The organism is Microbulbifer zhoushanensis (genome assembly GCF_021729055.1).
In the GTDB taxonomy this organism is placed as follows: Bacteria; Pseudomonadota; Gammaproteobacteria; order Pseudomonadales; family Cellvibrionaceae; genus Microbulbifer; species Microbulbifer zhoushanensis.
Genome location: NZ_JAJSAO010000003.1, coordinates 256,675 through 280,368, shown reverse-complemented (window position 1 = coordinate 280,368; position 23,694 = coordinate 256,675). Strand labels below are relative to the sequence as shown.

The 23,694-nt window shown below is 63.0% G+C and carries 23 protein-coding genes; 8 read left to right on the top strand and 15 right to left on the bottom strand.

Features of this window, described 5'->3' with window-relative positions; translation table 11 throughout:
* Nucleotides 1–42: 42 nt before the first annotated feature.
* Together LVD10_RS07485 and LVD10_RS07480 are read right to left on the bottom strand one after the other, a co-directional pair.
* Nucleotides 43–699: a replication protein P gene (locus LVD10_RS07485; RefSeq protein WP_237062800.1), complete on the bottom strand. Its 657-nt coding sequence runs from the start codon at nucleotides 697–699 to the stop codon at nucleotides 43–45.
* Complete coding sequence (locus tag LVD10_RS07480; protein ID WP_237062797.1) at nucleotides 620–1,957, bottom strand: DnaT-like ssDNA-binding domain-containing protein; 1,338 nt, start codon at nucleotides 1,955–1,957, stop codon at nucleotides 620–622. The genes LVD10_RS07485 and LVD10_RS07480 overlap by 80 nt, the downstream gene beginning before the upstream one ends.
* Before the next feature lie 196 nt (nucleotides 1,958–2,153).
* On the opposite strand from LVD10_RS07480, the gene LVD10_RS07475 reads away from it, so the two are divergent.
* The 6 genes from LVD10_RS07475 to LVD10_RS07450 all read left to right on the top strand — a co-directional run bounded on the left by LVD10_RS07475 (nucleotide 2,154) and on the right by LVD10_RS07450 (nucleotide 7,797).
* Nucleotides 2,154–3,356, top strand: coding sequence for a permease (locus tag LVD10_RS07475; RefSeq protein WP_237062795.1), 1,203 nt, complete (start codon nucleotides 2,154–2,156; stop codon nucleotides 3,354–3,356).
* Nucleotides 3,357–3,514: 158 nt separating this feature from the next.
* Nucleotides 3,515–5,815, top strand: a complete 2,301-nt coding sequence (locus LVD10_RS07470; RefSeq protein ID WP_237062793.1) for a heavy metal translocating P-type ATPase — start codon at nucleotides 3,515–3,517, stop codon at nucleotides 5,813–5,815.
* Nucleotides 5,812–6,183, top strand: coding sequence for a cupredoxin domain-containing protein (locus tag LVD10_RS07465; protein WP_233006390.1), 372 nt, complete (start codon nucleotides 5,812–5,814; stop codon nucleotides 6,181–6,183). The genes LVD10_RS07470 and LVD10_RS07465 overlap by 4 nt, the downstream gene beginning before the upstream one ends.
* A gap of 97 nt (nucleotides 6,184–6,280) precedes the next feature.
* Nucleotides 6,281–6,739 carry a hypothetical protein gene (locus tag LVD10_RS07460; protein ID WP_233006389.1) on the top strand — a complete coding sequence of 153 codons (459 nt, stop codon included), beginning with the start codon at nucleotides 6,281–6,283 and terminating at the stop codon, nucleotides 6,737–6,739.
* A gap of 273 nt (nucleotides 6,740–7,012) precedes the next feature.
* Complete coding sequence (locus LVD10_RS07455) at nucleotides 7,013–7,471, top strand: ATPase (protein WP_237062791.1); 459 nt, start codon at nucleotides 7,013–7,015, stop codon at nucleotides 7,469–7,471.
* Between the two features lie 71 nt (nucleotides 7,472–7,542).
* Entirely contained in the window at nucleotides 7,543–7,797 is a 255-nt protein-coding gene (locus LVD10_RS07450) for a DUF5676 family membrane protein (RefSeq protein ID WP_237062789.1), read from the top strand.
* A gap of 75 nt (nucleotides 7,798–7,872) precedes the next feature.
* Here the strand turns inward: LVD10_RS07450 and LVD10_RS07445 are convergent, their stop codons facing one another.
* The 11 genes from LVD10_RS07445 to LVD10_RS07395 all read right to left on the bottom strand — a co-directional run bounded on the left by LVD10_RS07445 (nucleotide 7,873) and on the right by LVD10_RS07395 (nucleotide 19,777).
* The gene (locus tag LVD10_RS07445) at nucleotides 7,873–8,373 is read right to left on the bottom strand and encodes a YybH family protein (protein WP_237062787.1); all 501 of its coding nucleotides are present in this window, start codon (nucleotides 8,371–8,373) and stop codon (nucleotides 7,873–7,875) included.
* Nucleotides 8,374–8,416: 43 nt separating this feature from the next.
* Nucleotides 8,417–9,271, bottom strand: coding sequence for a CopD family protein (locus LVD10_RS18040; protein WP_233006385.1), 855 nt, complete (start codon nucleotides 9,269–9,271; stop codon nucleotides 8,417–8,419).
* Between the two features lie 3 nt (nucleotides 9,272–9,274).
* On the bottom strand, nucleotides 9,275–9,637 hold the full coding sequence (locus tag LVD10_RS07435) for a copper resistance CopC family protein (RefSeq protein ID WP_233006384.1): 363 nt from the start codon (nucleotides 9,635–9,637) through the stop codon (nucleotides 9,275–9,277).
* 95 nt (nucleotides 9,638–9,732) lie between these two features.
* A complete protein-coding gene (locus tag LVD10_RS07430) occupies nucleotides 9,733–10,644 on the bottom strand; it encodes a copper resistance protein B (protein ID WP_233006383.1) in 912 nt (303 codons plus the stop codon).
* An 11-nt stretch (nucleotides 10,645–10,655) separates the two neighbouring features.
* Entirely contained in the window at nucleotides 10,656–12,605 is a 1,950-nt protein-coding gene (locus LVD10_RS07425; RefSeq protein WP_255774600.1) for a copper resistance system multicopper oxidase, read from the bottom strand.
* An 8-nt stretch (nucleotides 12,606–12,613) separates the two neighbouring features.
* Nucleotides 12,614–13,126, bottom strand: coding sequence for a DUF411 domain-containing protein (locus LVD10_RS07420; RefSeq protein WP_233006382.1), 513 nt, complete (start codon nucleotides 13,124–13,126; stop codon nucleotides 12,614–12,616).
* A gap of 151 nt (nucleotides 13,127–13,277) precedes the next feature.
* Nucleotides 13,278–13,694 (bottom strand): CopL family metal-binding regulatory protein, encoded by a 417-nt coding sequence (locus LVD10_RS07415; protein WP_237062785.1) that lies wholly within the window; start codon nucleotides 13,692–13,694, stop codon nucleotides 13,278–13,280.
* Nucleotides 13,695–13,813: 119 nt separating this feature from the next.
* Nucleotides 13,814–15,679, bottom strand: coding sequence for an NADH:ubiquinone reductase (Na(+)-transporting) subunit F (nqrF, locus tag LVD10_RS07410; RefSeq protein WP_237062777.1), 1,866 nt, complete (start codon nucleotides 15,677–15,679; stop codon nucleotides 13,814–13,816).
* Nucleotides 15,676–16,407: a hypothetical protein gene (locus tag LVD10_RS07405; RefSeq protein WP_237062775.1), complete on the bottom strand. Its 732-nt coding sequence runs from the start codon at nucleotides 16,405–16,407 to the stop codon at nucleotides 15,676–15,678. Before LVD10_RS07405 ends, nqrF begins: the two co-directional genes overlap by 4 nt.
* Nucleotides 16,408–16,493: 86 nt before the next feature.
* Nucleotides 16,494–19,223, bottom strand: coding sequence for a TonB-dependent receptor domain-containing protein (locus LVD10_RS07400; RefSeq protein WP_237062773.1), 2,730 nt, complete (start codon nucleotides 19,221–19,223; stop codon nucleotides 16,494–16,496).
* Between the two features lie 173 nt (nucleotides 19,224–19,396).
* On the bottom strand, nucleotides 19,397–19,777 hold the full coding sequence (locus LVD10_RS07395) for a hypothetical protein (RefSeq protein ID WP_237062771.1): 381 nt from the start codon (nucleotides 19,775–19,777) through the stop codon (nucleotides 19,397–19,399).
* 286 nt (nucleotides 19,778–20,063) lie between these two features.
* Between LVD10_RS07395 and ppk2 the strand changes: the two genes are divergently transcribed.
* A complete protein-coding gene (ppk2, locus tag LVD10_RS07390) occupies nucleotides 20,064–20,858 on the top strand; it encodes a polyphosphate kinase 2 (protein WP_237062769.1) in 795 nt (264 codons plus the stop codon).
* 42 nt (nucleotides 20,859–20,900) lie between these two features.
* On the opposite strand, the gene LVD10_RS07385 is transcribed toward ppk2, so the two are convergent.
* Nucleotides 20,901–21,608 carry a 4'-phosphopantetheinyl transferase family protein gene (locus LVD10_RS07385; protein ID WP_237062762.1) on the bottom strand — a complete coding sequence of 236 codons (708 nt, stop codon included), beginning with the start codon at nucleotides 21,606–21,608 and terminating at the stop codon, nucleotides 20,901–20,903.
* 136 nt (nucleotides 21,609–21,744) lie between these two features.
* Here LVD10_RS07385 and radA point away from each other — a divergent pair, with 136 nt between their 5' ends.
* The gene (gene radA / locus LVD10_RS07380) at nucleotides 21,745–23,139 is read left to right on the top strand and encodes a DNA repair protein RadA (protein ID WP_233006374.1); all 1,395 of its coding nucleotides are present in this window, start codon (nucleotides 21,745–21,747) and stop codon (nucleotides 23,137–23,139) included.
* A 17-nt stretch (nucleotides 23,140–23,156) separates the two neighbouring features.
* Here radA and LVD10_RS07375 read toward each other — a convergent pair whose 3' ends face one another.
* A complete protein-coding gene (locus tag LVD10_RS07375) occupies nucleotides 23,157–23,540 on the bottom strand; it encodes a DUF6249 domain-containing protein (protein ID WP_233006373.1) in 384 nt (127 codons plus the stop codon).
* Nucleotides 23,541–23,694 lie beyond the last annotated feature (154 nt).

Here is a 23,694-nt window from a genome sequence, read left to right as displayed (position 1 = left end):
CTTCCTTTTATCGGCCCGGACGGGCCGGGCGCGAGAGGGTCTCTAGAGTTCCAGCTCTGCCCGCAGTTGCGCCATGCGCTCGGCGTTTTCCGCCTTGCTCAGTGGCTCGCCGGGCTTTTCCTCCAGCAGGGGCTGCTCGGGTGCGGGCAGCGCATCGCCCTCCAGCACCCGGGCGCAGATCTTGCGGTAGTGCTCGGCGAACACCGGGTAGGCCACGTGTTCCGGGTTGTTGGCGAGGAAGAACCAGTTGGCCTCGCGGCCGGCGTGGTAGACCGCCGGGTGGCTCCAGTTGAACGCGGCCTTGGGGCTGGGGGCGTTGCAGGCCTCGCGATAGGCGGCGCGGGCCTCGGGCAGGCCGTTGTCGCCGGCGGCACACAGCTGCAGCATCTTGTGTACCGTGGGCAGGTATTCGCTCTGGCGGATAGCGCGCTTGGCCCCGGCGACGATCTGCGCCGGGGAAAAGGCCGCCAGGGACTCCAGCCACAGGCGCTTGGCGTGGTTCAGGGTCTCGGTGTCGGGGAAGGCCGAATTGAACTGGTTGTGATAGCTCAGTTTCAGCAGGCCGAAGACCTCGTTCAGGGCCCGCTTGCGCTCGTTCAGCTGTTCGTCGCCGGCTCCGCTACCAGTCTGTGTCCGTGACGATGTCGAGGACGGAGCGGTCCCGGGTTCTCTGGTTGTCGGTGTGTTGCTGCGTGCCATTGGTCTTTCCTATCGCCAGCTTGTTGCGCTCTGCCCACTGGTAGCGCGCATGGCGGACGAACACGGCGTCCCAGCTCTTGCGCGCCGCATTCTGGCCCCGCCAGTAGATAATAAATTCGGGGACCAGCGACAGGGCGAAGTCGCGGTCTATTTCACACTGGTTTACCAGGTGGCTCAAGCAGTCACCACCGGGTTGCCAGTTGCGTGTTATGGGCTTGGCTACCGGGTTCTTTTCAATGCCCTGGCAGTAGTAGGCCCATTCCTCGCGTGCGTACTCGATAAACAGCTCCCCCCAACGGGCGCTGTGGCCACCGCGCTCCAGCCACTTGTATATAAATTCGGGCAGCAGCTCGGCGGCAAAACTTGGGTTGATCGCCAGCCGGCGCAGCTGCTCCCAGGTGTGCTCGCTGGGCTGCCAGTCACGGGTCATTGGGGTGGGCTTGCGCTTCTCGATAAACGGGGTGTCCTGCTTCTCCCAGTCCTCGGTGACCCAGTCATTGAACTCCAGGTCCCAGGAGATGGACTGCTTGCCGCTGGAGCGGTGGTAGTCGACGAAGCGCTGCAGGGCCCGCTGCACGAAGGTGCTGGGTACGCCCTCGTCCGCCAGCTTGCGCAGGGTGTCCTCACCCGGGTACCAGCCCTGCGGCAGGGGCTGCTTGCGCTGGGCGGTGGCGCGAAATGCCTCCCAGCGGCTCTTGACCTGCTTGAGGAACAGCGAGCCGAAGGAATGCCGTGGTTCGCCGCGCTCGCGCCAGTAGGTGACGAATTCCGGCAGCTGCTCGCGCCAGAAATGCTCGGGCACTCCCAGCTGGGCGATACGGGCCTGGGTCTCCCGGTCCGGCTGCCAGCCGGGTCCGATGGTATTGGCGCTGCGGGCGTTGTGTTCCGGGGGCGGTGGCTCCTGCATTCGCGGGGAGTGGTCGATGTGGCCTGTGGGCTCCGGGCGCCGGTGTTCGCCGGGCAGGGCAAACTTGAGCTGCATGCTGGTGCCGTAGGGGGCTGAGCCCAGCAGCAGGGCGCCCTGGTTGCGCAGGCTGGTGGCCACGCGCTGGATGTCCGCCGGCTCCCAGAAGGGCAGCAGCAGCTGCAGCTGTTCTCCCTCGGCGGTGTACCACTCCCGTCCCGGGTGCGATTCCGGCTGCAGGAAGGGCAGCAGGTCGCCGAGTGCCGTGAGCAATACCGCCTCCTCCAGGCCGATGGTGGCGGCCAGAGTAGGGGACAGGCTCAGGGGTCTTTCCGGTAGCAGGGGGTGTTTCATGGCGCGATTCTATCACCCCCGCCGCCCTCCCGCAGAGGTCTTCCGGCACCGAAATTGGCCCGTTGCGGGTTTGACTGCCGGGTCGGGGCTGTGTTGTTCTCCGGCACAGTACGTGGTTTCCCCCGATAGGGGGGACCGGGTTTCGCTAAAGTGAAAGTGCGGCCCGTCGTGGGTCGGCCGAACTGGAGACTCGACCATGCAGGCATTCCTGTCCACCTGGCACGAAGCGGCCGTCACCACCCTGGGCCTGTTCTGGATGGCTTTCTGGGCTTTTGGCCTCGGCTACCTGATCAGCAGCATGATCCAGGTGTTTGTGACCCGCGAGCGTATGCGGCGCAGCATGGGGGAGGCGGGCGCCGGGAGTGTGGGACTGGGCACCTTCTTCGGGTTTATTTCCAGTTCCTGTTCGTTTGCCGCGCTGGCCACCACGCGCGCCCTGTTTGCCAAGGGCGCCGGGCTGGTGCCGGCACTGGCCTTCCTGCTGGCGTCCACCAACCTGGTCATCGAGCTGGGCATCGTGATCGCGGTGTTCCTGGGCTGGCAGTTTGTGGTGGGTGAATATGCCGGCGGCGTGCTGCTGATCCTGCTGATGTGGCTGGTGGTGCGGTTGACGGCACCGAAGGGATTGGTCAAGAAGGCACGCAAGCGCGCCCGCTCTGCCGAGGAGTCCAGCGACGACGACGGCGAGGTGCCCGAATGGCGCGAGCTTATCCGCAGCCGCGAGGGCTGGCGCATGGTGGCGAGCAAGTACGTCATGGAATGGCACATGGTATGGAAGGACGTCACGGTGGGTTTCACCGTTGCGGGCATCATCGCTGCCTTCGTGCCGCAGTCATTTTTCCGCAGCCTGTTCGTCGGTTCCGGCGAAGCGGACCCCGCTTTCTGGGAAGTGCTGTTGCAGTGCCTGGTGGGGCCGGTGGCCGCCTTTTTTACCTTTATCGGCTCCATGGGCAATATTCCCCTGGCCGCGGTGCTGTTCGATAACGGGGTGGCCTTTGCCGGGATCATGGCGTTTATTTTCAGCGACCTGGTGGTGCTGCCGGTGCTGCGTATCCAGGCGCAGTATTACGGCTGGAAGATGGCGCTGTATATCCTCGGGGTATTCCTGCTGATCCTTGTCAGCACTGCGCTGCTGTTGCACTACGGGTTCGCCGCCCTCGACCTGCTGCCGGACCCGTCGTCCGCGAAGACGGTGACCGACCGCGAATTCTTCAAGGTGGACTACACCCTGTTCCTGAACCTGCTGTTTGCCCTGCAGGGACTGGTATTCCTTATCTGGCGCTGGAAGGCAAAAGGGCTGCCGGGGCTGAAAACCGACAGCCTGAGTGAGCGTATCTTGCTGGTGCTGGCGACGTTGGCGGTTATCTGGCTGGTGATCGGGGTGCTGCTGCCGGCATAACGCTGCCTTCGATTCCCCATTGCGGTGTCAGGATGCTTGCCCTGCCCCCGGGGCAGGGTTTTATTCTCTGTCGCGTGTCCCAAACATCGAACTGGTCCGCTTGCCTGTGGGCGTAAGTCGCAGCCACGAGAACGCGTCCAGTTGATAACGGAGAGAACATGAGCGCGGAAACAACGACAACTTCGCCCCGGACTTTTCGCCTGGAGGGCGTCACCTGCGCCGGCTGCGTGCGCAAGATCGAGAATTCACTGGGGGCTGTCGAGGGCGTAGCCGAAGCGCGCGTCAATCTGGCGGACCGGACGCTACAGGTGTCCGGTGAGGCCAGTGACGCGGAGTGCATCGCCGCGGTGGAGTCCGCCGGTTACGGTGCCGAGCGGGTGCGCGCCAGTGAGCGGGAACGCCGCGAACAGCAGCACGAGGAAGAGCAGCGCCATTACCGCGCTCTGCTGCTGCGCTGCGCCCTGGCGCTGGGCCTGGGTGTGCCGCTGATGGCGTGGGGATTGCTCGGCGGTGACATGATGGTCAATACGCCGTCGCAGCAGCTGGCCTGGGGCGCCGTGGGCCTGCTGACCCTGGGGGTGCTGGTCTACTGCGGCGGGCATTTCTTTACCGGCGCCTGGCGTGCCTTCCGTCACCACAATGCCAATATGGATACGCTGGTGGCGCTGGGTACCGGCGCCGCCTGGCTGTTCTCCATGGCGGTGGTGCTGGCCCCGCAACTGCTGCCCGAGGCGGCGCGGCATGTCTACTTCGAGGCCAGCGCCATGATCATCGGCCTGATCAACCTGGGGCAGGCACTGGAACTGCGCGCCCGCGGTCGCACCAGCGCGGCGGTGGAAAAACTGCTGGAGTTGCAGGACCCCACCGCGCGCGTGGTGCGCGACGGCGAGGAGCGCGACCTGCCGCTGGAAGAGGTGCGCGTGGATGACCGCGTGCGGGTGCGGCCCGGCGAGAAAATCCCCGTGGACGGTACCGTCGAGGAAGGCAGCAGCCTGGTTGACGAGTCCATGCTCACCGGCGAGCCGGTGCCGGTGAAAAAGGGTGAGGGGGATTTCCTGTCCGCCGGTACCCTGAACAAGAATGGCACCCTGTTGTTTCGTGCGGAAAAAGTCGGCGCCGACACCCGCCTCGCGCAAATTATCGAGATGGTGAAGAACGCCCAGAGTTCGCGGGTACCCATCGCGCGGCTGGCGGACCGCATCTCGGCCATCTTCGTGCCGACGGTAATGATCATTGCGGTGCTGGCGGCGCTGGCGTGGTTCAATTTCGGCCCGGAGCCGCGCGCCGCCCATGTGCTGGTGGTGATGACCGCAGTACTGATTATCGCGTGTCCCTGCGCGCTCGGCCTGGCGACACCCATGTCAGTGATGGTCGGCGTGGGCAAGGGCGCCGAGCACGGGGTACTGATCCGCAATGGCAAGGCGCTGCAGCAGGCGAGCAAGCTGCGCACGCTGGTGGTGGACAAGACCGGCACCCTGACCGAGGGCGAACCGAAACTCACTGAAATCGAAACTGACGATGGCTTCGCCGGTAGTGCCGACGACCTGCTGCAACTGCTGGCGAGCCTGGAGCAGGGCTCGGAGCACCCGCTGGCGGCAGCGGTAGTGGCCGCTGCCCGTGACCGGGATGTCGAATTCCTGCGCACCGAAGAGTTCGAGGCGATTACCGCCCACGGCGTTACCGGCCGTGTCGACGGCAAGGTGCTATTCCTGGGCAACCGCAAACTGATGGAGCGGGAAAAAATTGACGCCGGCCGCTGGCGCGAGCGGGTACAGGAACTCGCGGGTAAGGGCCGCACGGCAATGTACGCGGCGGTGGATGGAAAAATGGCCGGCATCATCGCCGTGTCAGACCCGCTGCGCGAGGATGCCAAAACAGCGGTGACGCGCCTGCAGCAACTCGGCCTGCGCATCGAAATGCTCACCGGTGACAACGAGGGCACGGCCCAGGCGGTGGCACGTCAGCTGGGCATCGACCGGGTGCACGCCGAGCTGCAACCGGAGGACAAGGAAAAAATCATCGGCGAACTGCAGGGCAGTGGTGAGCAGGTGGGTATGGCCGGCGACGGTATCAACGATGCCCCGGCGCTGGCACGCGCGGATGTGGGTTTTGCCATTGGTGCCGGTACCGACGTGGCCATCGAGACCGCGGACGTGACGCTGATGCGCTCCTCGCTGCATGGTGTCGCAGATGCGATCGAACTGTCCCGGGCGACGCTGCGCAATATCAAGCAGAACCTGTTCGGGGCCTTTATCTATAACACCCTGGGGATTCCCATTGCCGCCGGTGTGCTGTACCCGTTTACCGGTGCCCTGCTGAGCCCGGTCATCGCCGGCGCAGCCATGGCCATGTCGTCAGTAACGGTGGTCTCCAATGCCAACCGGCTGCGCTTTTTCAAGCCGCAGGGCAGTGGCAAGAGTAATACAAATGAACCGGCGACCGGAGGGCAGGCGCAATGATGACATTACTGGTGAACGTTACCGGGCTGGTACTGATCGTGGCGATCGTCTGGTGGTTCTGGCTGGCGGAAGCCGGTCGTGAATCGGAACCAGTCCGCGCCACGGATGAGGAAATGGAAGTCCTGGTGAAAGACGGCGTCTACGAGCCGGACCATATTCGCCTGCCGGCGGGCGAGCCCGCCACACTCTATTTTCGCCGCGAAGATCCCAGCCCCTGCGCGGAGTATGTCTTGTTCCCCGACCTGGAGGTCAGTGCACAGCTGGCCGTGGGCGAGCGCACGCCGGTAAGGCTGCCCGCAGCAGAGCCCGGCAAGTACCCGTTTACCTGCCAGATGCAGATGTACCGCGGGTCGCTCAGCATTGAGTAGGGGTTGAATTCGGGCGCGGCCACCTTCAGGTCTGTTGATAAGCGCGTGGGCCAGGCTGTGGCCCCGCACCGGAATTTCCCGATAAGGTGGAGGAACCATGCGTACCGAAACCCTGCAGGATGTCATTGCGCGTACGCGCAGCTTCCATGAGCAGTTGAATAAACGATTACAGGAGGGGCGCGAGGCCAGTGATCGCAGTCGCGTCACGCTCTTGCTGGACTACCTGGCGCAGTTCGAGCAGACCCTCGCCGAACTGGTGACTGCGATAGAGCGGGGCGCGGACGGCAAGGCCCTGAATACCTGGTGCTACGAGTACCTGCACAAATACCCGATCGATCATATCGATGTCACGAGCATCCCGTCTCTGGAGGAGGACCCGGACCGGGTCATGGAAGTGGTCATGAATTACCACAATGAGGTGATTGGTCTCTATCGTTTCCTGCACCGGCGCATGGAGACCGAATCCTCGCGCGAATTGATGGCCAACCTGAAAACGCTCGAGGAGCAGCAGACCATGCAGATGATGCAGGCTGCGAACCGGCTGCAGGACGCCTGAGGCCGGCGCCGAAGCGTCAGCCTGCGTAGTGTGGCGGCGGTACGTTCCGCTGGTGCGTGCCGTTCCCTGGCGTCCTGCAAAGGTGCTTTCTGCACCCGCTGGTTGCAGGCTGTATGTCGCGCGAGGGGCCGGGTATTCCTCAATTGGTAACCTGTTGATGCAAATCAATCGTTGCGGGCGCGAGGAGCGGTAAATTTCCAGACACCGGGTGCCCGTGACCGATTCGGGCGCTACGATAACAACTGTTCCATTTACGATTGTCCGGGAGTCCCGATGCAGGTTGAAACTCTGGAAGATGTGCTTGACTGGACCACGGCATTGCACCGGAACCTCTCCGGGTGCCTGGCGGATTGCGCAAAAGCGAACGACGATAAACGTGCCAGCATGTTGCTGGATTACCTGGCCGAGCATGAGCAGCGGCTGTCTGGGCTCGTCGACCAGTTCGAGGTTGGCGCTGAAACCAGGGCGCTCAACACCTGGTGCTACGACTACATGGACAAGCATCCAATCGTTCACAGCACGCGCTGCGACGCGCCCTTCCAGGACATGGACGCGAAAGAGATCATGGATGTGGTCTCCGGCCAGCACCAACAGGTGATCGACCTGTACCGCTATCTTCACGCCAGGGCCGACATCGATGCGACCCGGGACCTGATGGAGAAGCTGAAGTCACTGGAGGAGCACGAGGCCATGCAGATGACCCAGGCTGCCAATCGCCTGCTGGACCTGTAACAGGGTTTGTATTCGGCGTAAGTAGCTGGGGTTTCGCGCCGGGAATCACAGCAAACGCAGAGGGAGACAGGATGAAACTGAACGCCGCCAAATTTGGTCTTGCTGCAGCGATCAGCTTTGGAAGCGCATGGCTGGTCTGTGCGCTGCTGGTGGTGCTGATGCCAGGGATGATGATGAGTATGTCCGGGGATATGGTGCATATGGACCTGGCCGGTATGGGCTGGGACCTGACTCTCCCCGGTGTGCTGGTTGGCCTGGTGGCCTGGTCGGTCAGCGCCGGTTTAATTGGCTGGCTACTGGCCCGGGTGTACAACCGGCTGGTCTAGAGGCCGGTGAGCGGTTCCGTTCTGTCGCTCTTTGCGCCGGCCCTGGCCTGATCCGGTTGTGGCAGTGGGTTGAACTTATTTGCTGGACCAGTGTATCTGCACAATCTTCCATCCCGAGTCCATGCGCCTGAGTACCAGTGTCTCCATGGCCAGCAGGTCGAGGGGCTTGCCCTGGTAGTCACCCTGCAGCCTGCTGCGGCCGTAGGCGTAGGCCAGTTCCCGGCCCTCCTGTACCTGCAGCTCCAGCTGGGTCGGTTGTAGCTGTTGCAGGAATTTCATATCCGCACCCAAGTGGTGGCCGGCGTATTCCTCCCGGGACCGCTCCACCTTGCCGCCCTCGAAAATGACCACATCCTCAGCCAGGGCGGCGAGCACAGCTTCCCGGTTACCAGTGCGCAGTGCGCGGTGGAAGGATTGCACTGCCCTGCCGGCATCCGAGTCCTGGCCGGAATACAGTGGGGTATCCGCTTGCTGTGCCTGCTTGTTTCCGTGTGCGGCGACGCCGAATGGGAGCAGGGCCAGCAGCGTGAGCAGCAGGACCCGGGTGGTGGTGCCCGGTAAAGGATCACGCGTCATAATGTTGTTCCTTCAAGTTTATTTATTTTTTTTGCGCTGGCGATCAGTGCCCCGGGCCGGTCAGTGTGGACAGCAGGGCGGTGGCCAGGAGGATCGCAGTCCCCACCAGCATCTCGGCGCGGATACTTCCGGAGAGCCCGGCGGCGGTGTTGGGCAACTGCGGCACCAGCCGCCATTTGTTCTGGGCCGCGAGCAGCAACAGGCTGGCGACCAGGGCAAGTTTCACCAGCATCGCCAGTCCGTAACTGCCCTGCACCAGGGCGCCGAAACCGCCGAGCAGGGAATACAGCACCCAGGTCCCGCAGATAACCAGCAGCGCTACAAGCCAGGAGGCCTGCTGTCCGAAGCGGGCCATGGCAGCGCCATACTGTGCGGGATCACCCTGGCGGCTCAGGCGCCAAAGGGGGTAGAGGGCACCCATCCACCAGGCGGCGAGCCCCGCGTGCAGCGACAGGGCGGCACGTACCCACAGGGAGGACTCGGCAGTATGACCGCGCCAGCTGAATGGCAACAGCAACAGCACCGCCGCTACCAGCCACAGTATCGCGGCAGCCCGGTTCCTCCCCTGCAGCAGGCAAATGGCGGCAAGCGCCGCCACGGCAAAACCGGGAACCAGCAGCAAGGCCACTTCGCCCGCCGGGGATTCCCACAGGATTGACAGGTAAAGCGGGTCGAACATGCCGGACAGGCCGGCTTCCGCGAATGTGCCTACCTGGAGCAGGAATCCCGAGACGGTGAACAGCAGGCCGGCGATCGCGGCGGGCAGCAGGTAGGTCCGTGCCTGCGGGCGGACATCACCCCGCGGTGTCCACTGCAGGACGGCGGCTGTGCCACCCACACATACCGAAAGCGCGCCGTAGAGCAGCCACTTGTTCAGCGCAAACGCTGCGGCCCACACGACTTATTTTTCCGCGACGATCTTGAACGAGAGGTTGCCGGTCATCTTGTGGCCGTCGCCTCCCATCGCCATCCAGGAAACCGTATAGTCGCCCGCGTCCAGGGCCGGCAGTGGCAGGCTGATATCTCTCTCCGCCACCGCGCCGGGCATAAAGGCCAGCTTGACTTCACCCCGATCGGTCTCTTCCAGTGAGACCCGCATCAGGCGGACCTTACCGGAAAATTGCAGTTTGAGTTCCACCGGCGGTTGGCTGAGTTCATCGCCGTCAGCCGGGCTGGAACCCTGCAGGCCGGTATGGGCGAAGAGCGCGGTACTGAAAAGCAGTGTGCCCAGTGCCAGCAACCTGGCGAATGAAGCTTTAAGCATGGTTAAACTCCCACGGGTTGTTTGTGCATTATTGGAATCGGTGGGGCCCCGGGCACCCGGGGAGCAACGTCCCGAAAGGTGCCCGGTTGCCCGGCCTAGAACCAGGCGTGTAGCCCGACCACCCAGGTGGTCTCGCCGGTGGACTCGCCCTCCGCGCGCAGGAAGTCGGCGGTGTTGCCGAATTTCTTCTCGTAATTCACGCCGATATAGGGCGCAAACTGCGGGGTGAATTCATAGCGCAGGCGTAGACCGGCCTCCACATCCGACAGGCCGGATCCGGTGTTTGTGTCCGGATCGTCCTGGCCATAGAAATTCGCCTCTACTTCCGGGCTCAGAATCCACTGTTGCGTAAACAGCAGCTCGTATTCCGCCTCCAGGCGCAATGCCGTATCACCATCATCACTGACAAACAGTGCCGAGTCCACTTCGAAGAAATAGGGTGCCAGGCCGTTAAAGCCGATTGCGCCCCAGTTCTTGCTGTCACCATCCTCCAGCTGGAAATCATGGCGTACGCCTACCTGCAGGTCCCAGTAGGGCGCGATCGCGCGGCTGTACAGGGCCTGTAATTCGGCGTTTTCGGTGCTGCCTTCCTCGCGCTCCACTTCGGTCTTGAGCCACAGCTTGTTCCTGTCGCTGCCAAACCAGGCACTGCCCTCAAGGGCGCTGCCCTCATGCTCGCGTACTTCCAGCTGGTCAATGGTGACCTTGGTCAGCAGGACCTCGTGATCCATGACATGGTCGGGCTGGTCAGGGGCATGCTCCAGGTTAGCTGCCGCCGGCACCTGCATATCGCCATGGTGGCCGTGGTGCTCCCCGGATTGCGGCATGGAGTGGCCTTTGTGGGCCCCGTGGCCACTTTCACCTTTCGGCTCATCGCCCGCCGCAGTCGTTGCTCCGGTGTTATGTGACTCGTGCGCGCCGTGACCCTGGTGATCCATGGCATCCTGCGCCAGGACCTGGGATGTAACGAACGCGCTGCAGAAAAATACCAGTGTTTTCAATTTCATCATCGCGCTCCTTATACGACCCGCACTTCGCGGAACATTCCCGGCATGTGGTACAGCAGGTGACAGTGGTAGGCCCAGCGGCCGTAGGCATCGGCGGTGACCAGGTAACTGACCTTGGAGCCGGGCTGTACCAGGATGGTGTGCTTGCGCGGAATGTATTCGGCGTCGCCGGTTTCCAGCTCGCTCCACATACCGTGCAGGTGGATCGGGTGCGTCATCATGGTGTCGTTCACCAGGGTGATGCGAATCCGCTCGCCATATTTCAGCACCAGCGGCTCGGCATCATTGAACTTGATGCCGTTCATCGACCACATATAGCGGTGCATATTTCCGGTCAGGTGCAGCTGTAATTCCCGGGTGGGTTCGCGTCGGTCGAGGGTCGGCGTCAGGTTGCGGATATCGCTGTAATTGAGTACCCGCCGGCCGTAGCGCTCGGCGTGGTCGCGCAGCCCGATACCCGGGTCGTGCAGGCCGTTGGCCGGCATTTCCGAGCGCATGTCCACGCCGTAGCCGTGCTCACTGGGCAGGTGGACGATCGGGCTGTTACTGCCGTGGCCGGCCCGCCCCAGGTCGTTTGTATGCCAGACCCCCTGCATGCCGCCGAGTTCCGGGCGACCGCCGTGCAGGCTGTAACCCTTCATGTCCGCCTTGTGCTGGCTGTGGTCCATGCCATCCATGGTGCTACCGTGCTGACTGTGGTCCATACCGCCCATGTCGGCACCGTGCTGGCTGTGGTCCATACCACTCATGTCGCCATGGCCGCTGTGGTCCATTTTGCCTGCCGCCTTGTTCATGTTGTGGCCGCCATGGCTGCCGTGCCCCATGCCCATGTCGCGGTGTCCCAGCACCGGGGCGTAATCCATCGCCGGAACCTCGGCTCGCAGGGAAGGGTCCGCGGTCAGGGTGCCGCGGGCGTAGCCGCTGCGGTCGATGGTCTGGGCAAACAGCGTGTAAGCGTGGTCGCCTGCCGGTTCCACCACCACGTCGTAAGTCTCCGCAACACCGATGCGGAATTCATCCACCGTGACCGGCTCGATATTCTGGCCATCGCTCGCCACGACAGTCATCTTCAGGCCGGGAATACGAATATCGAAAATCGACATGGCCGAGCCGTTGATAAAGCGCAGGCGGACTTTTTCGCCGCGCCGGAACAGGGCGGTCCAGTTGGCGTCCGGTGTCTGGCCATTCATCAGGTAGGTGTAGGTGTAACCGGTAACGTCGGAAATGTCGCGGTCGGACATGCGCATGTCGTTCCACATTTCCCGCTCGCGCCAGGTCTGCGCCACCCCCTTTTCGCGAATGTCGCGCCACAGGTCTCCCGCTGTGCGCCGGCGACGATTGTAGTAGTGGCCTTCCTTTTTCAGCCTGGCGTAGATGTCGTGCGGGGATTCATCGCTCCAGTCAGTCAGCATCACTACGTAGTCGCGGTCATAGGCCACCGGGTCGGGTTCGGCGGGATCGATGACGATGGCCCCGTAGTGGCCCTGTTGTTCCTGGAAGTCGGAATGGCTGTGGTACCAGTAGGTGCCACTCTGGTTTACCGGGAACTGGTAGGTAAATGTTTCACCGGGCTTGATGCCGTTGAAGCTGAGCCCGGGGACACCATCCATATTGCTGGGCAGGATCAGGCCGTGCCAGTGGATGGAAGTGTCGTGGGCGAGATGGTTGGTGACATTCAGCGTGACGGTCTGGCCTTCTTTCCAGCGCAGGATCGGCGCCGGTACACCACCGTTCACCGCCACTGCGGTGCGGTCGCGGCCGGTAAAATTCACCGGGAGGTAATTGACGCTCAGGTCAAACTGGTTTCCCCGCAGGGTCTGGGGAGCGGGGTTCGTTCTGGGCGCACCCGCGGTGAGGCTGCCAGGCATGCCCAGCAGCGCCGCCCCGGCGGCCATACCGGTCACAAAGCGGCGCCTGGAGATCTGCGGGAACCCGACCGGTTGAGGATCTGTTTTTTTCATTGCACACCTCAGTACTGTTGTTCTGCGCTGTCGATCTGTGCGTACACGCTCTCGCTGCCATCTTCGTGCAGCAGCATGATGGCGTAGGGAGTGAAACGATCGCCCACTTCCATGCCCGGGCTACCCAGGGGCATTGCCGGCACGGCCAGGCCGCGCGCACCGGCGGGTGGGTGTTGCAGGAACTGGCGGATGTAGCGGGCCGGTATATGGCCCTCGAACACGAAGCCTTCGGCTGACACACTGGTGTGGCAGGACTGGTGCCGCGGCGCGATCCCGTGCTGGCCCTTGACCGCATTCAGGTCGTCGACATTTTTTGCGGTCACTGCAAAGCCATTGTCGCGGGCGTGTTCCACCCACTTCCCGCAGCAGCCACAGGTGGCGCTCTTGAAGGTTGTAATGGGGATGTCTGTCGATGCTGCGGCAACGGCCGGGCCTGCCGCACCGGCTTTCTCGCCGGTACAGGCGGCAAGGAGGAGGGCTGCCAGGCTGCCGAGCAGGGTGGCTTTCACTTTGCGATACATAACTGGATATTCCATAAATATAATTCGGGTGGTCGCAGCAATGGCGGCACATGGGGCCGGCCTGCAAACGCGCGCATGCCGGGGCAATGCCGTCCTGCTACGGAGTGTTCGGTTGGGATTGCGCCTTTTTACGGGCGCACTGCCCCTGTGGTCAGGCAGTTATGGGCGGGCGGAACTCGCTTTCCGGGACTGGAGAGGAGACGATTTCCCGGTAGGTGCTGTCGGAAACGGGGCGCAGCGGTTGCGAGGCGCAATCCTCCGCGACGGGAACTGCCGAGGCGCAGTGGCCAGGACAGCAGGTACCTTCCTGGGTGCAGTCATCGCCGGCGGTGGCCGGATCCGCACAGTGGTCCCGGTTGTCGCTCACCGGGTCGATATTACTTTCACCGCAATGATCCATGCCTGCCATGCCGGCAGTGCCTTCCGCAGGAGAGGCTTCTCCCGGGCCGGAAAGGGACACCGCCGCGGGAACCTGGCCGTGCATGTCCACGCACGCCTGGGCCGCCACCTGTCCGAAGACGGTGACCAGCATCAGCAACAGCAATGTCCGTGCGGTGAATTTGTACATTAAATGTCTTGTCCCGTAAGTCCGGAAGCCTGGTTCGCGAAGAGACCCGCCGGAGATTAGTGGCTGCGGGAGCGCATTGCAAGGCACTCCCGCAGCCGACTGCTCAGCGGTCAACCGCTTCAGCAGCCGAAGTCATCAAACGCGATCTGTTCCCGCGGTACGCCCAGTGCCGTGAGCATGGCGATGCTCGCCTTGAGCATGGCCGGGGGGCCGCAGAGGTAAAACTCGCACTCGTCCAGGTCCTGGTGTCCGCGCAGGTACTGTTCCGCCGCAATATCGCTGATGTAACCGGTAGGGCCGGACCAGCGGTCATCCGGGTGCGGTTCCGACAGTCCCAGGTGCCAGTGGAAATTGGGGTGCTCGGCCGCGAGGGTATCAAACAGGTCCCGGTAAAAAACCTCGCGAAGACTCCGAGCGCCGTACCAGAAGTGGATCCTTCGCCGGCTACCGCGGTTGCGCAGCTGGTCCACGATGATCGAGCGCAGCGGTGCCATGCCCGCGCCACCACCGATCAGGATCATTTCCCGGTCGTTGTCGCTGGCGTGGAAGCTGCCAAAGGGGCCGCTCAGCTGTACGCGGTCACCCCTGGTGAGGTTGAACATGTAGCTTGAACCGGCGCCGGCAGGCACTGCGGCCTGGCCCGGGGGCGGGGGCTGGATGCGCACATTCAGGGAAATGATGCCCTCTCCGTCGGTGCCGTCGAGGGCCTCGCCGGGGGCGCTGGCCATCGAGTATGAGCGCCGCAGGGGCTCGCCGTGCGCGCCGGCAGGGGTGTCGCGCCACTGTTGCCAGTCGTCGCGGTAAGCGGGCTCCACAATCATTTCTCCCAGCCGCAGCTGGTGTGGGGGGATCTCCACCTGCACAAAACTGCCGGCACGGAAGGAAAAGGGCCCGCTGCTGTCGGGGCGCAGCCGGATTTCCTTGATAAAGGGCGTCAGGAAACGGCTTTCAACCACCTCGGCCTCGAACTGGCCGGCCTGCAGCACGCTGTCATCCAGCACCAGGCGGGTTGCGCCGCTGGCGCGCTGCTGGCAGGCGAGGCGGTAACCGGCGGAGAGCTCGGATGGGGACAGGAGGGCCTTCTCATTGCCGGTGACTGGCGTGTCCGCCGGCATCTGCACCAGGCAGAGGCCACAGCTGCCACCGCCGCCGCAGTTGGAGGGCAGCTGCACGCCGTTGGCGGCGAGGCCCTCGAACAGGCTCACGCCGCTGGGCAGTGCCAGCTCCTGCACCGGCGCGGCGGCCCGGTCAAGCAGGGTTACGGCCACCTTACTGCGGCGCAACTTTGCCACCAGGTTGAAGTCGTGGCGGCTGAAGCTGGAAAACAGTAGCAGGCAGCCGGAGATCGCCATCAGCAGGGCGCCGATGCCGAAGGCGATCACGAACGGGTTGTTGAAATCCTGCCGCTCGGTGTAGTCCATGATGTGCAGCATCCAGAAGATGTCGAACAGCCGCCAGCTGTCATTGCGGCGCTCCAGCACCTGCCCGTCCCGGGCAGAAATGTACAGGGTCGTGCCGAACTCATCGGCGACATCCACCCGCCAGATGGGACCACTGTGGCCACGTGTTTCCATGGTGGCGGACTCGAGCATGACGGGTTCGCCGACCAGGCTGTCGTCACCGGCATAGTCCCGTGCGGCGATATCGGCGGCCGTGGTGGCGTCGATGGCCAGCAACCCGCCGCTGCGGGCATCGCGCAGCTGGATTCCCTCTGCAGTTTCCACCCGGTAGACCGGGCGGTCCAGGCCCGGTTGCAGGCGAATGGAGAATACCGCCCGGCTGTCCAGGCGGCGGGCAATTTCCGCATGGGAGAGCAGCGATTGTTGCGGCGCGATAGCCTGCGCCGCCTGCCGTTCGGCCAGGTGACGACCGCTGACCATGCTGGAGTCCAGCAGGGCAAAGGCGAGGCCACTGGCCAGCCAGATCGCGAGCTGCAGGCCAATGACCAGGCTCAGCCACTTGTGGGCTGTCTTGACGAAACTCATCGTGCACCTCCCGCCTGCGGGCTCGCAGTCACGCTATCGCGGCGGCGCCCGAAACTGTAGAACAGCAAAACCAGGCCGGCGATAACAGCACTGAGGCTCACCAGGGTGATGGTCAGCAGCAGCGGGTTGTGGATGTCCGCGCGCTCCTCGTAATCCATGATGTGCAGCATCCAGAAGAAGTCGAACGCGCGCCAGTAATCATGGCGCCGGGTAACCAGCGCACCGGTGTCCGGGTGGATATAAAAACTGGTGCCGTAGCGATCGTCGAAGTCGACACGCCACAGGGGCAGCAGGCGCGACTGGAGCTCGGTGGGAGGGTTTTCCTCGATCAGTTGCGCGCTTCCGGCAGCTATCTCGCCGGTATAGTAGTGCTCCGCCAGCTCAATGGCGCGGTCCCGCTCTATGGGGGATACCTCGATACCACTGCGGGCATCAACCAGGTGCGCACCATCGTTATCGCGCAGGATGTAGAACGGTTTCCCCTGGATGGCCTTGAGCTGCACCGACAGGGGGTCGCTGTACTCGCGCAGCAGGTCTTCGGTGGGAACGAGTTGCGCAGTGTTGTCCGGTAGTGGCTCACGCAGGTTTTTTACCAGGTGGTCGCCGTGGATAAAATCCAGGTCCATCACCACCATGTAGACGCCACTCAGGGTCCACAGCAGGGCCTGGATACCGACAAACAGGAACAGCCATTTGTGGATCTTCCTGGAAAGTGATGCCGTTTTCATGATTATTTTTCTCTGGGTTACAGCTGGTGAGAAAGTAAACAGCAGGCGGGAGTGTACCTCCCGCCGCCGTGAATGTCCCGGCTGCTTCAGTCGAAGCGGTAGGTCATGCGCATATAGCTGCGCATGCCGGCCAGGTCATAGGTCATGGTATCGGTATTGCCGTCCGTCCAGCTGGCAACCCGCGGCGCTTCCTGGTCGAACAGGTTGTCCACGCCCACGCTCATCCGCAATGCGTCGCTCAGGGCATATGAGAACTGCACATTGTGGTAGAAGATATTGGGCATGCTGGAACCGATGCCGCTGTCCGCATTGAAGTCGTCACCCTCGCCGATCATGCGGATCGAGTAGGTGCCGCTCCACTGGTTGCCGCGTGTGGTCAGCGAGGTGTTGGTGCGCCAGTGCGGGTAGCCCCCGTTGCCACTACCGATGTAGCCGGCGAGCACAAACGGGGCGTCCCCCTCGAACGCCACGGTCTCGTACTCCTGCAGGTATGAGGCCTTGAAGTCCAGGGTGTGGGACAGGCCGGCGAAATCGAAGTCGTACAGCGCGCCGAAGTCGATGCCCTGCATGGTTTCCCTGCCGGTGTTGAACTTCTGCGTGGACAGGTAGTTCACATCGCCGTTGACCGGGTTGCGGGTGTGCTGGTCCGGTGCGCAGAAAGCGTGGCCGAGATTGGCCGACTCATAGCACATGGCCAGCTTGGTGGAGCCGGACACTTCGCGGATGGCATCGTCGATTTCGATATCGAAGTAGTCGAGGGTCAGGGACAGGCCGTCCAGCGGCTGCAACACCAGGCCCAACGTGAAAGTTTCGGCGCTCTCCGGCGTCAGGTTCTGGTTGCCGCCCCGGTCGGTCAGGATAGTGGTGCCCAGCTGGGTATAGTTCAGCGGCACACCGGCATCCCGGCAGTTCTGGTAGACAGTGCTGGACGGGTCCAGTGAGGCGTAGTCCGAGCAGGGGTCGACGGTGGTCAGGTTGCCCTCGGAAACGCCGCCGAACAGCTCCGGTACATTCGGCACGCGGAAGGCGGTGGTCATGGTGCCGCGCACCTTGAGCATGTCGTTTACCTGCCAGTTGAGGCCCGCCTTGTAGGTGTCCTCGCCGTCGAACAGGTCATAGTCGGAGTAGCGCATCGCCAGGTCCAAATCCAGCGATTGCACCAGTGGCAGTCCGGCCAGCACCGGCACCAGCATTTCCGCGTACACTTCGCGGGCTTCGGTGGAGCCGGAGATCGGGTCCGCCTGGTTGCCCAGCGCGTAACCCGCCTGCACAAGTGAGTCGGGTTTGCGCCAGCCGCTGTCCTCGCGCCATTCAATCCCGGTGGCAAAGCCGACGGTACCGGCAGGCATTTCGAACAGGTCACCATTGACGTGGGCACTGATGCTCTTCTGTTCGTTGCCACCGGTGCCTTCCTGGTTGAAGACGATATAGTCGAGTACATCGCCGGTCACGTCCCCGTAGCCAAGGAAGTCAGCGCAGGGGATACCGTCCATGCCGCACAGGCTGGGGTCGAGGGTTTCGCCCACACGCTGCATGTTGATGTTGTTGGCGATAGCGTCGGTGGCAGTGTTGCGTCCCCAGTTGAAGGCGACCTCATAGCCCCAGTTGCCGTTGATATCGCCCTCGATCCCGGTTACCGCGCGCCAGGTATCCACCTCCTGGTAGAAATCTCGCGCGCCGTTTTCCAGCAGGCGACGACGCTCCAGCACGAAATCAGTACCGGTGGGGTTGGTGGGGTGGTCCGCGGAGTAGGCAATGCCTGACAGGCTTGCCGGGGAGGCCGGCTGCATGGACTGGCGGTTGGTGAACATCAGTTCGGTGAACAGGGTGGCCGAGTCGGTTATGTCGAAGTTGCCCAGGGTGGTGAAGCTGAAGCGTTCGATCGGCTGCACCGCATTGAAATAGGGGTTGTAATTGAAGCCGTGTTTGGCGCCATCGTAGCGCTCGTAAAAGTCGCCGTTGCCACCCGGGTCCTGGTTGAAATTGATCCGGGTGGGCTCGGTCAGCACGGTACCGTCGGCCAGCACGGCCCCGGCCGGCAGGGTGGCGCGACCACCAATGGTCGATGAACTGCCGCTGCACTCGGTATAGCTGTCACCGGTCAGCGGGCAGGGGACGCGGTCGACCAGCGGCGAGGGGCCGTTGTCCTGGTAGCTCATGTTGACCATCAGGTTGCCGCGGTCACCGGAAACGCCCCAGGTCAGGTCGAGCACGGTTTCCTCGCCATCGCCGAGGGCAGTCTGCCCATACTTGCCTTCGATCTCCAGGCCATCGAATTCCTTCTTGGTGATCAGGTTTACAACGCCCGCGACAGCGTCAGCGCCGTAGGTGGCCGAGGCACCGTCCTTCAAAACCTCGATGCTGGAAATCAGTGACATGGGAATCATGGACAGGTCGACGCTGCTGTTGGCGCCAGTGCCGCCGTTGACAACCCGACGGCCATTGACCATTACCAGCGTGCGATTGATGCCCAGGCCGCGCAGGTTGATCTGCGGCGTGCCCCAGCCGTTTGACGTCCAGTAGGCATTGGTCTGGTTGCCGCCGAAGCCCGCTGCCGCAGGAATGGATTGCAGCAGGTTCTCCAGTGAGCTGTGACCGGTGGCTTCGATGGAAGCCTCGCTCAGGACGGTTACCGGGCCGACACCCTCGATGTCAGCGCGCTTGATACGTGTGCCGGTTACGTTCACTTCCTCTATTTCCGGCTTGGCAACAGTGCTGTCGTCCTGTGCCAGCGCCAGCTGGCCATAACCAGCGACTGCAGTGGCGAATGCAAGGAAGAGAGGCGTTCTTGTCAGTGTTTTACGGGGACGAGTCATTGAGTTGTCCTCTAGTTCTAATCTGTTATGCCTGTCGCGGGGCGACAGGTTGCACGCGTCAGCCAGGTGTTTGGCAACGCGGCCCTAAGACAGGGCGCAATTTATGCGCGGGATTCCAGGCGTCGTGGGTGCCCCGGTGCAGGTGTTGTTTACTGCGGGCGCACCAATCCTGCTCAGGTGGTAATGGGGGGCCGCAAGGCAGCTTCGGGGAGAGGGGATGACTGGAGTTCTGCGTAGAGTGTGTGCGCTACAGGCGCCTGCGCTGCGGGGCCATGGACACTCTGGGCAGTGATCGCACTCGCGCAGTGGCCCGGGCAACAGCTGCAGGCCTGCTCGCAGCTTTCAGGGCCGCTATCCTGGATTGTGGAGGCCTGGGATGTTGCGTCACAGTGATGGGATTCCGGGGCGCAGTGTTGTGCTGCCTGCCCGGCCTGGTGATGTTCACCGCCGTGCTCGCCACCACTGTTGCCCCCGGCACAGGGTGCCGCGAAGGCCTGGCCGTTCAGGGCCAGTGCCAGCGTAATCAACAATATACGCGTGAGGGCAAGTGACATCAGGTTTTTCAGGGCTATGTAATTATTATCATCAGACAGCTCGAGAATAAGCGGTAACAGTTGTCTATACAAGCCCGGTGGGCCGGTGGTGTTGCGCCAGATACCGGATGGGGAGGCTTATGTCGGGTTCGGCGACAGGCATGGTTAAATAATTTTTGCGGTGTCCCGGCTGTCCTGCGGATAACCATCCTTTCACATTATTGTTTTGTGTTATCAGCCTGCGAAATTGTGCAGTGCTTGTGGGAATAGACTGAAGTGGCCAGCGGGTAACTCCCCGGGGGAAGCAATGAAGGGCCAGAAGCAGGGTGAACGGGATCGCAAAGGGGATAGAAGAGGATACAAGCGACAGCTGCGGGACCTGCAGGTGCGGCTCGTGTCCCTGCAGCGCGAGCTGATCGCGAATAACCTGCAGATCCTGGTGCTGTTTGAGGGGCGCGATGCGGCCGGGAAGGATGGCACCATCAAGCGAATCGTTGAACACCTCAGTCCGCGCGAAACCCGGGTGGTGGCGCTGGGTAAGCCCTCGGACCGGGATAACGCCAGCTGGTATTTCCAGCGCTGGGTCCCGCACCTGCCGTCAGAAGGTGAAATGGTGCTGTTCAATCGAAGCTGGTACAACCGCGCCGGGGTCGAGCGGGTGATGGGCTTCTGCACAGAACACGAGTACCGCAAGTTTATGACGTCGGTGGTGCCGTTCGAGCATATGCTGGTGAACTCCGGTATCCAGATTATCAAGTACTACCTGGATATAGACCGCGAGGAACAGGCGCGTCGCCTCGCGGACCGGCGCCGGGATCCGCTCAAACAGTGGAAGGTCAGTCCGGTTGACGAAGTGGCACTGGCACACTGGGACGAATACAGCCTGGCCCGCAACGAGATGCTTGCCCGCAGTCACACAGAGCTGGTGCCCTGGACCGTAGTCCGAGCGAATAACAAGAAGCAGGCGCGGCTGAATGTGATCCGGCACCTGCTGCGGTCGGTGGAATGTCCCGGGAAGGATCATTTCGGGGGAAAACCCGATCCGGACATTGTCTTCCCCTATGACGGCCGCGAGTTGCTGCGGGGAAGGATCGCGCCCTGAACCCGCCAGCCCGGGGTTCTCCCGCGGGGCCGGGTTCGGGGGTCACTCCCCGGGCAATCCGCGCACCAGGTGCAGTTGCTCCAGTTCCGGGTCCTGTCCCGCTACCGCCAGGTAGAAGTCCCGGTTGTGCCTCTCGGGGTTTTCCACGCAGTAGAATTGCCAGGGCATATCGCCCTCGAGCTCCGGATCAATCAGTGCCTGGTGATCGCGGTCAAAAGTCGCAAAGTTGATTCGCCCCATCCCCTCAGAGATACCCGTGCCCCGGGCCTTGAAGAAAGCTTCCTTCAGTGTCCACAGGCGGTAGAACTGGCGCTCGGTGTCCGCTGCGGGCGGTGCCTCCAGCAGCGCACATTCGTCGGGGTGAAAGTAGCGGTGCGCAATGCGCATGACATTGCGCCGGGGGCGGGGCTGCTCGATATCGATACCCACCGGCCCCTGCTCACTGACCGCCAGCGCGATCCAGTCACCGCTATGGCTCAGGCTGAATTGCAGGCTGGGCTCGTCTGCCAGAATCGGCTTGCCGCTAGGCATGACGATAAACCGGAGTGACTGCGGGGGGCGGCCGGTGACCTGGCCCAGGACCCTGCGGAGCAGGACGCGGCTCAGCAGGAAGCGGTGCCGCGCCTCACTGCTGCCAAGGCCGGTAAGCCGCTTATGCTCATCGGGCGCCAGCAGCCCGGCAAATGCCGCCGCCCTCCGGTCGTCGGGGCGAATATCGTCCAGTTTTAACAGCCAGGTACGGGTGGTCATGGTCCGGGAACTCCAACACAGTAGCCCAATGCTACCCGCTTGGCCCGAGCAGGTGCCACTGCCACGGTTTTCCCCGGCCCGTGCGGGCAGGTAAACTCTGCCGCCTGTTGTGAGTAAACCCGGTGGGGGACTGGCCGTGGCCAAGAAAAGCAAGACCGCCTTTGTATGTAACGAATGCGGAGCCGACTACACCAAGTGGGCCGGCCAGTGTAACGCCTGCGGCACCTGGAACAGCCTCAGCGAGGTACGCCTGGGTGCGGAACACACCGACAGCCGCGCCGCCAACTTCACCGACGCCCAGACTGGTTATGCCGGCGCCGCCGGTGCCGGCAAAGTGCAGAAACTGTCCGAGATCGACCTGAGTGAACTGCCGCGAATTCCCACCAACGCCGGGGAAATGGACCGGGTACTGGGCGGCGGCCTGGTACCGGGTTCCGTGGTGCTGATCGGTGGCCATCCCGGTGCCGGCAAGTCCACCATCCTGCTGCAGACCCTGTGCCACCTGGCCCGGCAGATGCCGGCACTGTACATCACCGGTGAGGAATCCCTGCAGCAGGTGGCCATGCGGGCCAAGCGGCTGGGGTTGCCGGCGGACGACCTGCAGATGCTGAGTGAGACCGAGGTCGAGCGGATCTGCCTGGCGGCCAGGGATGTCAAGCCGCGGGTAATGGTGGTCGACTCCATCCAGGTCATGCATATGAGCGATGTGCAGTCGGCCCCCGGCTCGGTGGCCCAGGTGCGCGAGAGTGCCGCCTACCTGACCCGCTATGCCAAGCAGACCGGTACTGCGCTGATCCTGGTGGGGCATGTCACCAAGGACGGCAGCCTCGCCGGCCCCAAGGTGCTGGAGCACATTATCGACTGCTCCATCCTGCTGGAGGGCACCCACGATTCCCGTTTCCGTACCCTGCGTGCCCACAAGAACCGCTTCGGTGCGGTCAATGAGCTGGGGGTGTTCGCCATGACCGAGCAGGGCCTGAAGGAGGTCTCCAACCCTTCCGCGATTTTCCTGCAGCGCGCCGAGGAAGTGGCAGCGGGATCGGTAGTGACCTCGGTGTGGGAGGGTACCCGCCCGCTGCTGGTGGAACTGCAGGCGCTGGTGGACGACAGCAGCCTGGGCAACCCGCGCCGGGTGGCCGTGGGCCTGGACCAGAACCGGCTGAATATGCTGCTGGCGGTACTGCACCGCCACGGCGGCGTCCTGGTCGGGGACCAGGATGTGTTTATCAATGTGGTGGGTGGCGTGAAGGTCATGGAGACCAGCGCGGACCTCACCCTGTTACTGTCGGTGGTGTCCAGCTTCCGCAACCGCGTGCTGCCGCGCGACCTGATGGTGTTCGGCGAGGTGGGCCTGGCGGGTGAAATACGCCCGGTACCCCACGGTCAGGAGCGCCTGCGGGAGGCCGCCAAGCACGGCTTTCGCAAGGCCATCGTCCCGGCCGCCAACCGCCTCAAGAGCGATATCGAGGGGATGGAAATAATGGCGGTCAAGACCCTGGCGGAAGCACTCAGCGCGATAGAGATGAGCTGAGCGCCCCGGTTGCCTCCTCAGGCTGGCTGTTGCCGTGAGAACAGGTGCATGGCCAGGTAGCCCAGGCCAATAGCGAACGGCAGCGTGGCTACTGCCAGTAGGGCAAACATGGCGTGATTGCTCGGGTCAGGGACAAAAACGCCAAACGCCGCGATGCCGGCGGCAACGGCGATCCAGACAATGCCACGCCGCAGGTCCTTCAACGGGTGCGGCTTGTTGTTGGCTCCCAGGTGCTCAATCAGGTCTGGTGTCAGCTCGACGCCCTTTTCCAGGGCCAGGCGCAGGGTGTTCTGGATCTCCAGGTTCCTTTTGGCGCGAAAGTTCAATACCAGCCAAAGTGAAACCCCGATCAGCAGGAAGACCCCGAAGGGGACCAGGAGTGCAAGAGTTGCTTCGTTCACGGTGTTCTCCGTCTTTTTCTTTGTCGTTAACTAATTGCCCATGCAATCGGTATGATGCATCGACAGGGCAATTCAGATGCACCCTCCGTGCGCGGGACCTTCGGGAACAGTGTTTCCTTATCGCAATGCGCCCCGGTAACAGATTGTAAAGGAA

Excerpts from the sequence above, each read along its gene's own strand:
- LVD10_RS07485 (WP_237062800.1), bottom strand. The coding sequence starts at position 699 with ATGGCACGCAGCAACACACCGACAACCAGAGAACCCGGGACCGCTCCG.
- LVD10_RS07480 (WP_237062797.1), bottom strand. The coding sequence starts at position 1,957 with ATGAAACACCCCCTGCTACCGGAAAGACCCCTGAGCCTGTCCCCTACT.
- LVD10_RS07475 (WP_237062795.1), top strand. The coding sequence starts at position 2,154 with ATGCAGGCATTCCTGTCCACCTGGCACGAAGCGGCCGTCACCACCCTG.
- LVD10_RS07470 (WP_237062793.1), top strand. The coding sequence starts at position 3,515 with ATGAGCGCGGAAACAACGACAACTTCGCCCCGGACTTTTCGCCTGGAG.
- LVD10_RS07465 (WP_233006390.1), top strand. The coding sequence starts at position 5,812 with ATGATGACATTACTGGTGAACGTTACCGGGCTGGTACTGATCGTGGCG.
- LVD10_RS07460 (WP_233006389.1), top strand. The coding sequence starts at position 6,281 with ATGCGTACCGAAACCCTGCAGGATGTCATTGCGCGTACGCGCAGCTTC.
- LVD10_RS07455 (WP_237062791.1), top strand. The coding sequence starts at position 7,013 with ATGCAGGTTGAAACTCTGGAAGATGTGCTTGACTGGACCACGGCATTG.
- LVD10_RS07450 (WP_237062789.1), top strand. The coding sequence starts at position 7,543 with ATGAAACTGAACGCCGCCAAATTTGGTCTTGCTGCAGCGATCAGCTTT.
- LVD10_RS07445 (WP_237062787.1), bottom strand. The coding sequence starts at position 8,373 with ATGACGCGTGATCCTTTACCGGGCACCACCACCCGGGTCCTGCTGCTC.
- LVD10_RS07435 (WP_233006384.1), bottom strand. The coding sequence starts at position 9,637 with ATGCTTAAAGCTTCATTCGCCAGGTTGCTGGCACTGGGCACACTGCTT.
- LVD10_RS07430 (WP_233006383.1), bottom strand. The coding sequence starts at position 10,644 with ATGAAATTGAAAACACTGGTATTTTTCTGCAGCGCGTTCGTTACATCC.
- LVD10_RS07425 (WP_255774600.1), bottom strand. The coding sequence starts at position 12,605 with ATGAAAAAAACAGATCCTCAACCGGTCGGGTTCCCGCAGATCTCCAGG.
- LVD10_RS07420 (WP_233006382.1), bottom strand. The coding sequence starts at position 13,126 with ATGTATCGCAAAGTGAAAGCCACCCTGCTCGGCAGCCTGGCAGCCCTC.
- LVD10_RS07415 (WP_237062785.1), bottom strand. The coding sequence starts at position 13,694 with ATGTACAAATTCACCGCACGGACATTGCTGTTGCTGATGCTGGTCACC.
- nqrF (WP_237062777.1), bottom strand. The coding sequence starts at position 15,679 with ATGAGTTTCGTCAAGACAGCCCACAAGTGGCTGAGCCTGGTCATTGGC.
- LVD10_RS07405 (WP_237062775.1), bottom strand. The coding sequence starts at position 16,407 with ATGAAAACGGCATCACTTTCCAGGAAGATCCACAAATGGCTGTTCCTG.
- LVD10_RS07400 (WP_237062773.1), bottom strand. The coding sequence starts at position 19,223 with ATGACTCGTCCCCGTAAAACACTGACAAGAACGCCTCTCTTCCTTGCA.
- LVD10_RS07395 (WP_237062771.1), bottom strand. The coding sequence starts at position 19,777 with ATGTCACTTGCCCTCACGCGTATATTGTTGATTACGCTGGCACTGGCC.
- ppk2 (WP_237062769.1), top strand. The coding sequence starts at position 20,064 with ATGAAGGGCCAGAAGCAGGGTGAACGGGATCGCAAAGGGGATAGAAGA.
- LVD10_RS07385 (WP_237062762.1), bottom strand. The coding sequence starts at position 21,608 with ATGACCACCCGTACCTGGCTGTTAAAACTGGACGATATTCGCCCCGAC.